The following is a 14,208-nucleotide window of genomic DNA, read 5'->3' as shown; positions in this document are numbered from 1 at the left end:
GATCATTGGGCCATGCTGGCGCGCAGGCTGTCAGCGGTCAGGGTGCTGGCGCGGCAGAGCATCTCGGCGGGCGTGCCCTCAAATACGACCTCGCCGCCGTGTTTGCCGCCGTCTGGCCCGATATCGATCACCCAGTCGGCCTGCTTCACAATGTCCAGGTTGTGCTCGATGACAACTAAAGTGCCGCCCTTGTCCACGATGGTGTCAAAGAGGGACAGGAGCTTCTGGATGTCCGAGGGGTGCAGGCCTGTGGTGGGTTCATCCATGACAATGATGCCGCCCTTCTGCCCAAGCTTCTTTGCCAGCTTCAGCCGTTGGCGCTCCCCGCCCGACAGGGTGCCCAGGGGCTGGCCCAACGTGAGGTAGGACAGCCCCACCTGCTGCAGGCGTTTGAGAGGACGGATGATCTTAGGGGTGTCGAAGAATTCCAGAGCCTCGGCGGCCGTCATAGCCAGGAGCTCCACGATGTTCTTCCCGCGGAGGGTGCGGGACAGAGCCTCGGGGCTGTACCGGGCGCCGCCGCAGGCTTCGCACACAGTGACGACTGGGTCCATAAAGGCCAGCTCAGTGACGATGACGCCCCTGCCCGCGCACGCCGGGCAGGCGCCTGAGGAATTGAAGCTGAACAGCCCCCTGTCTGCGCCGGTCTCACAGGCCATCAGATTTCGGAGCGCGTCGAAAAAGCCCAGGTAGGAGGCGGGGGTGGATCGGTTTGTGGCGGTGATGGGTCCCTGATCGATGAGCGTCACGTCGTCTGCGTACTGTTTTGCAAAAACCTGAGTGATGAGGGTGCTCTTTCCAGAGCCCGCCACGCCTGTGACAGCAGTCATGACGCCAAGAGGAATATCTACGTCAATGTTTTTCAGATTGTGCAGGCAGGCACCGCGGATGGGCAGCACCCCTGCGGCCTGCCGGGGATTTGCTTTGATGGGCAGCGCCCGGCGCAGCGCGCGGCCAGTCAGGGTGTCGGACGTAAGCAGAGCGTCATAGCTGCCGGAAAAGACGATCTCCCCGCCCTGGCAGCCAGCCCGAGGCCCCACCTCCACCACATGGTCGGCGATGGCGATCACATCCCGGTCGTGCTCCACCACCAGCACCGTGTTGCCCTTGTTCCGGAGCTGCCGGAGCAGGGCGTTCATACGGTAAACATCCCGGGGGTGCAGGCCGATACTGGGCTCGTCGAAAATATAGGTCATGCCTGTCAATCGGCTGCCCATATACCGCACCAGCTTGAGCCGCTGTGCCTCGCCGCCGGACAATGAGGCGGACGCCCGGCCAAGGTGCAGATAAGGCAGGCCAATGTCAATCATCCGGTCCAGTCCGTCGAGCAGAGTCTGAACCACCAACGAGACTCTGGCATTGTCGATCCGGGCCAGCACAGCCCGGAGCTCAGTGAGCTCCATGGCACAGAGATCCGCTATGGAGTAACCGCCCACTTTGCAGGCCAGGGCTGTCGGATTCAGGCGCTTTCCGTGGCAGGCAGTGCACTCAGTCTCGGTGATGAGGTGCGCGGCCTTTTTCTGGGTGTGGCCGCTTTTGCCGCTGATGTCCCTGTTGAGGAGGGTACTGTTGTACTTGTGGTACAGGCCCGGAACCTTTGGATTTTCAGGCGCGCTTTGGCCGCTGCGGGAGCCATAGACCAGAAGATTGTACACCTCGGGCGGATAATCCCTCACAGGCAGATCCAGATCGAACAGGCCCGATTCGGCGTACTGCCGCCAGTACCAGGTGCCAGGCTTGTAAAGAGAATCCCGGACACAGCCCTCGTTCCAGGACTTGTCCGGGTCGATGAGTTCCGCAAGGTTAATGTCGGTTATTTTTCCGAGGCCCGAGCAGGTTTTGCACATGCCGTTGGGATCGTTGAAGGAAAAATAGGACGCTGTGCCCGCATAGGGCTCCCCGATCCGGGAGAATAGTATCCGGAGAGCCGCGTAAAGGTCGCTGATGGTTCCCACTGTGGACCGGGCGCTGCCGCCCAGTGGCGTCTGATCTACAATGACCGCGGGGGTCAGATGGTCGATGAGCTCGGCATGGGGCTTGGGGTGCTTGGGCAGCCGCGTCTGGACAAAGGCGGGAAAAGTGGCGTTTAACTGCCGCGCCGCCTCAGCCGCGATGGTGTCAAAGACAATGCTGGATTTGACCGAGCCTGAGACCCCTGCAAATACGGTGATCTTTTCCTTTGGAATCGTGAGAGAAATGTTTTTCAGGTTGTTTTCGGTCACTCCCTTAATGATAATGTCTGTCATGATGACCCTGCCTTTCCGGGGCGTTTGCCCACACAAGGCTATTATAACCGGAGCGCTGCGCCCATTCATGATCATTATTGCGAAACCGGAGGGCCCGCCGGCATGTCCTGTGGTATAATGGAGCCCAAAGAGGAGGGATGCCCTGTGGATTACCTTGCGCCGCTCACGCGGACTGCTGAATATATTGAGAAACATCTGAATGAAAAAATAACGCTGAAGGATCTGGCCAAGGTATCCGGTTATTCGGTTTACCATCTGATCCGTATTTTCGATGCTGCCATTGGCGAGACTATTGGCAGCTACATCAGGAAGCGCCGCCTGGCAGTGACGGCTGAGGCGCTGCTGAACACTGAAAAACGAGTGCTTGACATTGCCCTGGAAAGCGGCTTTGGCTCGTCCGAGGCTTTCAGCCGTTCCTTTAAATCCGTCTATGGACTCAGCCCCTATGCCTACCGGAAAAGGGGTGAGGCGCGGTACGTCGGTTTTGAGCGCCGGCTGGACAGGATTCAGCTGTGCCATCGGGCCTGCGGCATTACGCTTCAGCCGCGCTTTGTGACGCTGGGAGAAATCCATCTGGCCGGTATCCGGGGCAGGACGACGGCACCGGATACTGTATTGCCCAGGCTCTGGGACAGATGGGACTGTCTGCGTGCCGGGGTGCCATGCCTTGAGGACGGGCGGTCTTTTGGCGTGTGCGAGACTCCAGCGGAAGCAGCATGTCTTGAAGCGGACGGCAGCGTCCCTTATATTGAATTTGTGGGCGCGGAAACCAACCCATTCTTGGAGCTGCCTGAGGGCGTGCTCGCCAAGACCCTGCCCGGCGGACGGTACGCAGTGTTCACCCACACCGGCCCCGCTGCCACTCTGCCCCAGACCTATGACTATATCTGGGGCAGCTGGACCCTGACCACCGACGAGGTCCTGGATGATCGTGAGGATTTTGAGGTTTACGACAGCCGCTTCCTGGGCCCCGAGTGCCCAGATTCTCAGATCAATATCTATATTCCGGTGAGAAGCTGTGAAATGCGGAAGTGATAAACTTTTTAAAGGGCCGTGTGATACGGCTTTTTTTATTTTTTGAATTTTTTTTGGGACGAAGAACAAGGATACGGCCATTGTATAAGTGTAAGACAAAACGCCAAAGGAGGTTATGAGATGGCAATTCAGAAAAACGTGACAGCCGTGGACATGAAGACCGTGCTGAACTATGGGGAGCAGTCGGACGGCAGGATTATGAAAAAGACTAAGACCTATGGAGATGTCAAGACAGACGTCACCGACGAGGCTTTCATGAGCACCAGCAAGGCCATTGCGGCAATGCAGGAGCCCATCATGGAAAAGCGGCAAAAGGTCCAGACCGAAGAATTGACGGAAACCGTGTAAAGGAAAGGAGTGTAGAAAATGGCAGAAAAAACAAGCAGAGATTTGGTCATGAGCTTTGACCGAGCAGATGGAAAGAACCACAACATCACCATCCCGGATTACCGGGAGGATATTACCGATGCCGAGGTGAAAACCGGCGGGCAGGCCATTGTGACCGATGGAATCTTCGAGCCCGATGGCTTTGCCCTGACCGCCTGGACTGGCGCTGTAAAAGTGGTGACCACTAAAACCGACGTACCGGCAGAGTAATTCATTGAGTGGAAGGCCTGTCCTTCCCCTTCTTTTATAGAAAGGATATTATGAAGCAATTTAAAATAATCTTTATCGGCCTTCTCGCCGCCACTTTTGTGGTGACGAGCGTGCTTTTTATCGTGGGGGACGCAGGGGTGCCCCCGGTGGCGGCCCCCCCGGCGGCAACAGCGGCCCCGGAGATACCCGTGGAGGAGCCGGCCGCTATGCCGGAAGCGCCGATAAAGGCCCCGGAGGAAACGCCAGACCCTGTGATGCCAGAGTCTGAGCCGGTCATGGCCTCGGCCCATTTTGTCATGGAGGAGTACCGGTGCGATTGCGCGGGCGATTGTGACGGCTGGCCTGCGGACATGGACCCAGAGCTGCTGGCCATGATCGAGGAGCTGCGCTGTGCCTGCGGAAGCCCGGTCATCATCACCTCGGGCGTGCGGTGTTCGGCGCGCAACGAGGAGGTGGGCGGTGTTGCCTGGTCCTTCCATAAGCGGGGCCACGCGGCTGATCTCTACTGTCCGGGCATGCCCGTCGGACAGCTGGCCGCCCTGGCCCAGGGCGTGGGACTCAATATCCTGCCCTATTACAGCAGCGGCTATATCCATGTGGAAAACTGAGAGCGGTTCAGCCGCTCTTTTTTTATTTATGAAGAATTTCTTAAGGGTATTGACAATCCGTTTGGATATGTGTATTATTGTATTAAGTTCTTAGTACAACAATACAGTAATACAAAGGAGGACATTATGGAATGGATCATTGATTCCGACCGGCCGGTATACAAACAGCTCATCGAGCAGATAGAACTCCGGATCGTTTCCGGTCTTTTCGCTCCGGGCGATAAATTGCCATCGGTCAGAGAAATGGCGGCAGAGGCTTCAGTCAATCCGAACACCATGCAGAAAGCACTTTCGGAGCTGGAGCGGACAGGCCTTGTATATGCGCAGCGGACAAGCGGCAGATTCATAACGGAGGATAATAAAATGATACAGGAAACAAAGGAAAATTTAGCGATCAAGGAAATTGAAAACTTCCTCGAAAAAATGGAAAAGCTCGGATTTAAGAAAGAGGATATCATCACACTGATGGAACGTGAGGATAAGGAGGGAAAATAATGAACCCAATTTTAGAATGCATTGACCTGACAAAGAAATTCGGCACCAAGGAAGCCTTGTCCGAAGTGAACTGTCAGCTTCCAAGAGGCCGTATCATCGGGCTTTTAGGCCCCAACGGCAGCGGCAAGACCACACTCATCAAGACAGCGACCGGGCTGCTGACCCCCACGTCCGGACAACTCCTGGTGGCGGGCATGGCTCCCTCAGTCGAGACCAAGAAGATTGTGTCCTATCTGCCAGACCGCACCTATTTAAGCGACTGGATGACCGTTACCCAGCTCATCGCCTTCTTTGATGATTTCTACGATGATTTTAACAGCGTGAAGGCCTACAATATGATCAGCGACCTGGGTATCGACACCAAGGACCGCATCAAGACCATGTCCAAGGGGACCAAGGAAAAGGTCCAGCTGATCCTGGTCATGAGCCGCGACGCAGAGCTGTATCTCCTGGATGAGCCCATCGGCGGGGTCGACCCGGCCGCGCGGGATTACATCCTGGGAACCATCATTACCAATTATAACGAAAACGCGACCGTGGTCATCTCGACCCATCTGATCGCGGATATTGAAAAGGTGCTGGACGAGGTGGTGTTCATCAACCAGGGACGCATCGTCATGAATGCCAGCGTGGATGAAATCAGAGAAAAACAGCATAAATCCGTGGATGAGCTGTTTAGAGAGGTGTTCAAATGTTAGGAAAACTCATGAAATATGAAATCAAGGGAACGGCCCGCCTGCTGCTGCCCGTCTACGCGGCCCTGCTGGCCATGACCCTGATTAATAAAATATTCCTGTCTATCAACTCAGAGGCCACAGGCTTCATCATGACAACCGGCATCAGTATGGCGCTCTACGTTTGTATCATCATTGCTCTGGTAGTCATGACCTTTATTGTCATCATCCAGCGTTTTTATAAAAACCTGATGACCGACGAGGGCTATCTGATGTTTACACTCCCAGTGCCAACCTGGCAGCAGATTGTCTCCAAACTGGTCATTGCCCTGATGTGGACCTTTGTGTGTGGTATTGTCATTATGCTATCCATTATGATCCTGGCCATCGACGGCACCAGCCTGCAGTATATGGGCGAGTTTTTCCAGGAACTGGGGCGCGCCTTCAACTCACCAGAGGGCGGACAGGCGGTCTTGATTCTGATCGAGCTGTTTATTCTGATGATCGTTGGCGTTTGCTGCAATGTTCTTCAAGTGTATACCTCCATCTCAGTGGGACAGCTCTTCGGCAAGCATAAGATCATCGGCGCTTTTGTAACCTACATTGCCATCAACGTCATCCTGCAGATCATCTTTACAGTGATGACCGTCAGCGTTGCACTGACCTCAGATACCAGTATGCTCAACGCGTTCTTCAACAACATGAACCCTGTGACCGCAGTCAACTGGATGCTGAATATCGGAACCCTGGGTAACCTGGCACTGTCAGCGATCTACTTTGCAGTGACGAACTATATCCTGAAAAATAAACTCAACCTGGAATAATCCAGACTGAAATTTAAAACCCCCGGCACGGTCTGTTTCAGACCGTGCCGGGGGTTTTAGGTTCTTGCTCACTTACCGTACACGGTTTTTCTTAGGAAATCCAGATCGTCGGTCTGAGACATCTTGTTCGAGGACCATTGGTCGTCAATCACCATGACGCGCTTACTCTGGGAGGTGTACGGCTCCCAGACGACGCCGGATGCAAGGGCAGTGCCCTGGTTGGGATCGCCGGTTTTAATGAAGTTTACCCAGGCGGTGTGCATGTCGACGGCAGTTTGTTTTCCGGCCTTGTCGAGCTTCAGGCTGTCAAGCCCATTGCCGAATACAAGCGGTAGCTCGGAGGCATGGTAGGCTGCAGGGTTATCCGGGGTGCTGTAGTTAAATTCATAATAGTAAACCGGATGCCCGCTTTGGCTAAGGGTGTCGGCAAATGTGGTGGCACCCAGGCGGAAACCGGCCAGCGTCAGCAGCTGCCGCGCTCTATCAGAGGCTGTGTGTTCGGCGTCGACCGGCCAGCGTGCAAGGGCTTGCTCCGCAGCTTCAGACCCTAGAATACGGTAGGCGTAGGCGGCATAATCTCCGGCCTCCAGACCATCTGGAATAAAAATCAGACCTTCATCCTTGTTGCTTCCGACTAACAGGCGAACCGGGTTATAATCCCCGTTGGCCAGTGCCTTCTGGGGGTCGACGGGCAGCACCACGCCGTCGTTGACTGGCCAGAAGCTCAGGGCGTTGGGCAGAGTCATATCCATGTTAAATTGGGACATGGCGGTGAGGGTGCGGCCGTCGATCTGGCGCAGGCGATTAAGCCCCTCCAGACTATCATCCGCCCCAAAGCTATGGGCAAAAGCACCGGAGACAGCGGCAGACGCAGACGCGTCGCCTCCAGTGTAGGGCGAGACTGCCGAAGCGTCCAGAATACAGCCGCTCTCCATAATGGCCTGATTAAAAAGCCCTTTGGCCAGGGGGCTCATGATCAGGGCTGAAACGCTGAAGGAACCAGCCGATTCACCGCCGACGGTGATGTTTTCAGGATCACCGCCAAAGGCACTGATGTTTTCCTTCACCCATTTAAGAGCCTGTATCTGGTCCAGTGTGCCAAAGTTGCCTGTTGTGCCGTCCTCAGCTTTTGAAGCCTCAAGCCCCAGAAAACCAAGAGCGCCCAGCCGGTAATTGATGGTGACGCCCACCACGCCGTCTTTGGCAAAATTTGTACAGTCATACATGCTTTTTGCCCCAGAACCCTGGAAATAGGCGCCGCCGTGGATAAAAACATAAACCGGCTGTTTTTCGCCCTCCTGGGCGCTGGTCCATACGTTCAGGTTCAGACAGTCCTCATCTGGTGTGGGAATATCATCTGCAGTGGGCTGGAGTGCCGATGAGCCAAACTCAGTACAGTCCAGGGTGTCGCTCCAGGGCTCTGCTGGTTCGGGTGCTCGGAAGCGCAGGCCGCCCACCGGCGGTTTTGCATAGGGAATGCCCTTGTAAACAGACACGCCGTCCTGCTCCAATCCCTGGACACGGCCGAGGGTGGTCGTCGCATAGGCAGACTGAGCGTCCGTGTTCTTTTCGCCTGCAGGCGAGCAGCCAGTCACGGCTAAAAGCAGGAGCAAAGCCAATAAAAATGAAATCAGAAATGATCGTTTACTTTTTTTCATCATAATCCTCCCTATTATATTGTTATTTTATCTTTATTATAACGGTACAGAAAGCCGTATTCAATCGTTTCACCTGAAAGGCGGGTCTGACCGCATAAAAAGGACGAATTCTTAAGAATAAAAAAGAACGGTTGCCGCCTGACCCAGGCCGGTGCTCCCGTTTTAAAAATGGAGTACCATTAGCAATATGTTTCAGCCCTTTGTAGGGAAGGCCGTCCATTGTTTTGAATACGTTTAAGAAAAACGTGGTACAATAACAGAGAAAAATCAGAAATGAAGCGTAAAGGAAGAGGAAAATTATGAACGAAGCATTGCGAGCGATGGTAGAGGCCTGCGATTTTGAGGAAACCGTGGCCGTTGACCCCGGACAGATTCACATCACCCAGGACGTCAGGGATGCCTGCGCCAAAAATGACTGTGGCCATTACGGCCAGAATTATATGTGCCCGCCGGCCGTCGGCGATCTGGACCACTACCGTGAGGTAGTGAACAGCTACACAAACGGGCTGCTGTTTTCGCAGGTGTACCGGTTTAAAAACCGGCAGGATTACCGCCGAATGAACGAGATTATGGCCGAATTTGAAAAAACTGTGGAGAAGCTGCACCGCGCTATCCGAAAATCCGATATGGAAGGGACTGTCTTTTCAGCGGGATGCTGCACCATTTGTGCGGAATGCGGCATCCTGACCGACGAGCCCTGCCGTTTCCCCGACGAGGCCATGCCCTCGCTGGAGGCGTCTGGCATCGACGTGGTTCAGCTCACCAAAGATACCGGTCTGGTCTACAATAATGGGCCAAAAACCATGACCATCATCGGCCTTATTTTATACAACGAATAAAAACTTAAGAAAAGACAGCCCTGCACAGGCTGTCTTTTTTTGCGGTTTTACAATGCCCGGCAGGTCATGAAAACGTGAGCGGTTAGAAAAGGCGGCAGACGCACTTGTTTTTATTTGAAATTATGTTATAATATCCTCATTGTACGTTCATGTAAAGTAATTCTGTTATAAGGAGGACAAAGGCTCAAACCGCTTTGCATCAATGGAACAAAAGCGCCAGAACTCATACGTGAGCCCGTAATATTTGAGTTGACGAGGACAGGGAGTATCGAAAATTCGGCGGATGCCCTGGAAGGTGGCCTGTTAAAACAGCGGAGTGATCCGCTGCACAGAGCAGACACCAAAATCTACTTGAATGAGGTGCATTTATTATGTGTGGAATCGTTGGTTATATTGGCCTGAACCAGGCCCAGAAAGTATTGATTGATGGTCTCTCAAAGTTAGAGTACCGCGGCTATGACTCAGCTGGCATCGCAGTGCTGGACAAGGATAATGCGATCAAAGTCAAAAAACGTAAGGGCCGTCTGAAAAATTTAGAGGACGAGCTTGAAAAAGGAGCCCTGACGGGTACAGCAGGTATCGGCCATACCCGCTGGGCGACCCATGGCGAACCTTCTGATATCAACTCCCATCCCCATTGCAGCATCGACAACCGCATCGCGGTCGTCCACAATGGGATCATTGAAAACTACATCGAGCTTAAGGAAGAGCTGATCAAAAAGGGACACCTTTTCGTGTCCGATACCGACACCGAGGTCATTGCTCATCTGCTTAATTCCCTGTACACCGGGGACATGGTTGAAACTCTGCGCCTGGCCATTGACAAAATCAAAGGCTCTTACGCGCTGGGCATCCTCTGCAATGAGGAACCCGACCGCATTATCGCCGTTCGTAAGGACAGTCCACTGATCGTGGGCCTCGGCGAAGGCGAAAACTACATCGCCTCCGACATCCCTGCTATTCTGAAATATACCCGTAAGGTTTATCTGCTGGATAATGACGAGATCGCCATCCTCACCCGTGACAGCGTCACCGTGCTGGACGAATCCGGCCGTGAAGCCGGCAAGCAGATCTTTAACGTGGATTGGGACCCGGGCGACGCCGAAAAGGGCGGTTACGACCATTTTATGCTCAAGGAAATCCATGAACAGCCAAAGGCTATGGCCGATACCCTGACCGGACGCTGCTTCCCGGATAAAATCGTGCTGGACGACGTCAACCTTGATGCCGAAACCATGAAAAGTATCAACCGTATCCAGATTGTGGCCTGCGGAACCGCCTATCACGCTGGAATGGTTGGAAAATACCTGATTGAAAAATTTGCCCGAGTGGCCGTCGAAACTGAACCGGCCTCCGAGTACCGTTATAAAGACCCGCTGGTCGATGCGCACACCCTGCTCATCGTCATCAGCCAGTCCGGCGAAACCGCCGACACCTTAGCTGCTATCCGGCTGGCCAAGGAAAAGGGCGCCCGCGTCCTGGCCATCACCAACGTGGTAGGCAGCTCCATCGCCCGCGAGGCAGACGATGTGCTGTATACCAACGCCGGCCCCGAAATCGCTGTGGCTTCTACCAAAGCCTACGTGACCCAGGTTGGCTGTATGACCCTGCTGGCCCTGCATTTCGGCCTGTTAAACGGCCAGGTGGACAAAGCCACCATGAAGCGCGTCACCAGCGGCCTGAAGGATACCTCAGCCCTTATTGAAAAAGCCTTGGGTGACCACGACAAGATCAAGGAATATGCCTACGAGCACTTCAAGATTGACGATATGTATTTTATCGGGCGCGGACTGGACTACTACACCTGTCTGGAAGGCTCCCTGAAAGCCAAGGAAATTTCTTATATTCATTCCGATGCCTATGCGGCTGGTGAGCTGAAGCATGGCCCCATCGCACTGGTTGATGCGGGAACTGTCGTCATTGCGGTCTGCACCCAGGAGAACGTCTTTGATAAAATGCTCAATGCCATCAAGGAGGTAAAGGCTCGTGGCGCCAACGTCATGGCCATTGCCAAGGAAGGTCATGACGAGATTATCCCCGAAGTCGATCAGGTTTTCTTCATCCCAGAGATGGATGATGAGATCACCCCGATCCCAACAGTCGTTTATCTTCAGCTCCTGGCCTATTACCTGTCCGTTGCCAGAGGCTGCGACGTCGACAAGCCAAAGAACCTGGCAAAATCCGTCACCGTTGAATAGAAAAGAAATTGCGAAAATAAATAAAGAGGTACGGTCTGTTTCAGACCGTACCTCTTTGCTTGATAAAAGCTAGTTTATTTAGCGTAAGGAGATATTCCTTTGGAGTGAGCGTTAATAAGAGTATCTGCTTCCCGTTTTGTTTTGAGTTCGCCGTTTTTTATGATTTGTATAATTTCGTGCGCTTTAAAACTTTTTGGATAATAAACTAAACGAGAAAATTTTAAAAGATCTTCTAACTTAATTAAATAATATCCACTCTTTTGAAATTTATTATGATCTAATTTGATAATAAGTTCTTGATACATTGTATCCGCATAGTAAAGCTCTGCAAAATCTAAATGGGTTAAACTAAAAATTTCTATTATAATATCACTAACAAAAGTATTGGTCCAGTAAGCTAATTTTAGTATTTCCTCAAGAACTTCGTCTTCGTTACGATAAAGTGGCTTGTTGTGGTATACTTGTTCAGTGTGCAGAGATGTGAATTCTTTATACTTTATTGGGAAATGTATGTTCTTATTTCTTTTGCTTACAATATATAAAATTATTGTCCCCATGTTGGCTGAAGAAACATCTGTAATTTCTGCATGAAATGTCTTAAGTGCAGTGTTAAAGATTGGGATAAGCGTCTTTATATAATCAATATTTTTAATGTGGGGAAGTGATTGACGGGTGACACGTCCTTGTCGTTTGATTTGTTTCAAAAGATTATAGTCAGATTTCAAACTAAGATAATAGTCGCCATACGGAATAAAAGGATTAGATCTATTTTTGTTAACATACTGTTGAATATCCTTTTTTTTCTTTTCAAGTTCACACACTAGATTTTTAAGAGAGTTAAATGTCTTTAAAGACATTTTTTTGTCTTTAATGTATTTTGAACGGGTGTTTTTTATATCGTTATATAATTTATTATAATCTTTTTCTAAATTTTCAGGGATAAAAGTATCAAATGATTCTAAATATAGTCTTCCGTTATTTAAAATATCATTTAGTTGTGGTATATTGTTATTTAGTTGCAAAATTCTTTCAAGAATATCATTGTGCTTATTTTTATCATCAAGAAAAGTTTTAGGGGAGTCTAAAAATTGTTTGAGACACTCACTACCAATAAGGAGTTTTTTATTAGTGAAATTATTTTCGATGTAATATCCTTCCATTAATTGTGAATAGTGACACAATTGACAAACACCTAAATTATCTGGTGAAAAGCAAATAGGTTCACCCGAAACATAATGCCACTCTTTTCGTGCGATATTAAGAATATCAGATAGATCTCTATTGACAAAGTTTCTAAACTCTTGTGTATCTAAAGTTATCTTCCTTTCTTGATCTACAAAGGGCTTTAAAAAAGAGAAATTTTCAATAATAGTATCGATAATCTGACTGTTTCTAATTAAATTCCACTCTTTTTTAGAAATAGATTGTTTTTTCCGAAAAGACTTTTTTGATGGTATAGAGCACATGAATGTTCACCTCCAAATCGAATGTATGTTTTTCTCTATAAATATATTATACACATTTTTTAGGCGAAGTAAAGAGAAGTATCAAAAAATTTACCTAACGCCGGAACAATACCCCGAACACCCGACGGCACAAAGGGCCGGCTACAAAAATCTGAAGCGGGTAGGCCATGATAAAGTTTAGAAAAATGGTCTGGAGCCAGGCGCATAAAAGCCCAGAGGTGAACCCGCTGGCCTTGATGGTGCCGAACAGACTCATGAGCGGTACCATAGTGCAGACCGTAAAGGTCTGGATGCACAGAATGATAAAAATGGGGCGGTCGCCAGGCTGGACGATTTTAAAAGCAAAATATCTGGCAGTTTTTCCGGCAATCAGAAAAGCCAGCAGAAAACCGACCAGCCATTCAAAGGGAAAGGCGTACACCGCGTGGTGAAAGACGGCTCCGCTAAGCCCTCCGGTGTTCAGGGCGACGTTATAGACGCCCATGATAAAGATCATGACGCCAGAGGTCATGAGGGTAAAAACAAATTCTTCGTACTTTGTCTGTGGCATGATGTATCCTTCTTTCAAATTGAGATTAAAAACAAAAAAATGCCGTTTTACCGTCCGACACTGGTAAAACGACATTTTTTGTCAAAGCTATTTTATCAATTTTTAGATTTGAATGCAAGGACAAATTCCGGGCGGACAGGAGCTGGGAATAAAAACCTGCAACGGTTTAAAGGCTGGAAAAGCGCTCAGGTAATTGAATTGGCAGTGGGTTCACGTTATAATGTAGGAGTTTGGAAGGATATTTTACAATAGAAGGGAAAACGCATGACAGAAGCAATCATTTTTGATATGGACGGCCTGATGTTTGATACTGAGACCATATCCATTCCCAGCTGGGTAAAGGCAGGCGAAATTCTGGGTTACCCCATTACAGAAGCCATGATCTTTGAGCTGTTCGGTATGAATCCGGTGGCGGTGAATGCCTACTGGAAGGAGCACTTCGGGGACGATTTTGACTGCGGCGCAGCCATGAAGCTCCACCTCGATTATATGGAGGACTATGTGCGGGAAAACGGCGTGCCACTGAAGCCGGGGCTGATCACGCTGCTGGACTTTTTAAAAGAGCAGGGCTACCTGTTTACCATCGCCTCCTCCACACAGCGCCCGATGATCAAGATGTACCTGGAGCGCGCTGAGATCGGCCACTATTTCACCGACCAGATCGTGGGCGGTGACGAGATCACGAACGGCAAGCCCGCGCCAGATATTTATTTAAAGGCCGCCCGGAAGCTGGGGACAGCGCCGGAACGCTGTATGGTTTTTGAAGACTCTTTAGCCGGGATCGAGGCGGCCTGGCGGGCAGGTATGAAGCCGGTGATGGTACCAGATAAGGTACCGGCGGACAGTGTCACGGAAGAACGGCTGTACGCTAAGCTAAAAACCTTGGACGAGGGGATTGGGCTACTAAAAAAAGAAAGCTGAGAGTAGGGTGCGCGTTGCGCCTTGCCCTCAGCTTTTTTATGAATATTTTTCGATTTGAATGGTTTTTATTTAAGAATGCTTTAAGCGAAATAAAGAC

At 50.9% G+C, this 14,208-nt stretch carries 14 protein-coding genes; 10 read left to right on the top strand and 4 right to left on the bottom strand.

Annotated features, from left to right (window positions below; genetic code table 11):
• Positions 1-2 precede the first annotated feature (2 nt).
• Positions 3-2,246 carry an ATP-binding cassette domain-containing protein gene (locus B2M23_RS01465; RefSeq protein WP_038350996.1) on the bottom strand — a complete coding sequence of 748 codons (2,244 nt, stop codon included), beginning with the start codon at positions 2,244-2,246 and terminating at the stop codon, positions 3-5.
• Between the two features lie 144 nt (positions 2,247-2,390).
• On the opposite strand from B2M23_RS01465, the gene B2M23_RS01460 reads away from it, so the two are divergent.
• From B2M23_RS01460 to B2M23_RS01430, 7 genes are all read left to right on the top strand, one after another.
• Complete coding sequence (locus B2M23_RS01460; protein WP_038351176.1) at positions 2,391-3,281, top strand: AraC family transcriptional regulator; 891 nt, start codon at positions 2,391-2,393, stop codon at positions 3,279-3,281.
• Between the two features lie 120 nt (positions 3,282-3,401).
• Entirely contained in the window at positions 3,402-3,629 is a 228-nt protein-coding gene (locus B2M23_RS01455; protein WP_038350995.1) for a DUF1659 domain-containing protein, read from the top strand.
• 18 nt (positions 3,630-3,647) lie between these two features.
• Positions 3,648-3,878 carry a DUF2922 domain-containing protein gene (locus B2M23_RS01450; protein WP_038350994.1) on the top strand — a complete coding sequence of 77 codons (231 nt, stop codon included), beginning with the start codon at positions 3,648-3,650 and terminating at the stop codon, positions 3,876-3,878.
• Positions 3,879-3,928: 50 nt separating this feature from the next.
• Complete coding sequence (locus B2M23_RS01445) at positions 3,929-4,486, top strand: YcbK family protein (RefSeq protein ID WP_052237074.1); 558 nt, start codon at positions 3,929-3,931, stop codon at positions 4,484-4,486.
• 126 nt (positions 4,487-4,612) lie between these two features.
• Positions 4,613-4,981, top strand: coding sequence for a GntR family transcriptional regulator (locus B2M23_RS01440; RefSeq protein WP_013378808.1), 369 nt, complete (start codon positions 4,613-4,615; stop codon positions 4,979-4,981).
• Positions 4,981-5,679, top strand: a complete 699-nt coding sequence (locus tag B2M23_RS01435) for an ABC transporter ATP-binding protein (protein WP_038350993.1) — start codon at positions 4,981-4,983, stop codon at positions 5,677-5,679. Before B2M23_RS01440 ends, B2M23_RS01435 begins: the two co-directional genes overlap by 1 nt.
• Positions 5,673-6,479 (top strand): hypothetical protein, encoded by an 807-nt coding sequence (locus B2M23_RS01430; protein ID WP_038350992.1) that lies wholly within the window; start codon positions 5,673-5,675, stop codon positions 6,477-6,479. The genes B2M23_RS01435 and B2M23_RS01430 overlap by 7 nt, the downstream gene beginning before the upstream one ends.
• A 68-nt stretch (positions 6,480-6,547) precedes the next feature.
• Here B2M23_RS01430 and B2M23_RS01425 read toward each other — a convergent pair whose 3' ends face one another.
• The gene (locus B2M23_RS01425) at positions 6,548-8,140 is read right to left on the bottom strand and encodes a carboxylesterase/lipase family protein (RefSeq protein WP_081571062.1); all 1,593 of its coding nucleotides are present in this window, start codon (positions 8,138-8,140) and stop codon (positions 6,548-6,550) included.
• A 296-nt stretch (positions 8,141-8,436) separates the two neighbouring features.
• Between B2M23_RS01425 and B2M23_RS01420 the strand changes: the two genes are divergently transcribed.
• Positions 8,437-8,976 (top strand): DUF2284 domain-containing protein, encoded by a 540-nt coding sequence (locus tag B2M23_RS01420; protein WP_038350991.1) that lies wholly within the window; start codon positions 8,437-8,439, stop codon positions 8,974-8,976.
• Between the two features lie 371 nt (positions 8,977-9,347).
• The gene (glmS, locus tag B2M23_RS01415) at positions 9,348-11,174 is read left to right on the top strand and encodes a glutamine--fructose-6-phosphate transaminase (isomerizing) (RefSeq protein ID WP_038350990.1); all 1,827 of its coding nucleotides are present in this window, start codon (positions 9,348-9,350) and stop codon (positions 11,172-11,174) included.
• Between the two features lie 74 nt (positions 11,175-11,248).
• On the opposite strand, the gene B2M23_RS01410 is transcribed toward glmS, so the two are convergent.
• Positions 11,249-12,640, bottom strand: a complete 1,392-nt coding sequence (locus B2M23_RS01410) for a hypothetical protein (protein ID WP_038350989.1) — start codon at positions 12,638-12,640, stop codon at positions 11,249-11,251.
• Positions 12,641-12,734: 94 nt separating this feature from the next.
• On the bottom strand, positions 12,735-13,190 hold the full coding sequence (locus B2M23_RS01405) for a DUF2798 domain-containing protein (RefSeq protein WP_038350988.1): 456 nt from the start codon (positions 13,188-13,190) through the stop codon (positions 12,735-12,737).
• Between the two features lie 264 nt (positions 13,191-13,454).
• Between B2M23_RS01405 and B2M23_RS01400 the strand changes: the two genes are divergently transcribed.
• The gene (locus B2M23_RS01400) at positions 13,455-14,111 is read left to right on the top strand and encodes an HAD family hydrolase (protein ID WP_038350987.1); all 657 of its coding nucleotides are present in this window, start codon (positions 13,455-13,457) and stop codon (positions 14,109-14,111) included.
• The last annotated feature ends 97 nt before the right edge of the window (positions 14,112-14,208 follow it).

Origin of the sequence: Eubacterium limosum (assembly GCF_000807675.2) — a bacterium.
In the GTDB taxonomy this organism is placed as follows: domain Bacteria; phylum Bacillota; class Clostridia; order Eubacteriales; family Eubacteriaceae; genus Eubacterium; species Eubacterium limosum.
The sequence above is the reverse complement of the archived record's forward strand: the minus strand, read 5'-3'. Positions and strand labels throughout refer to the sequence as shown.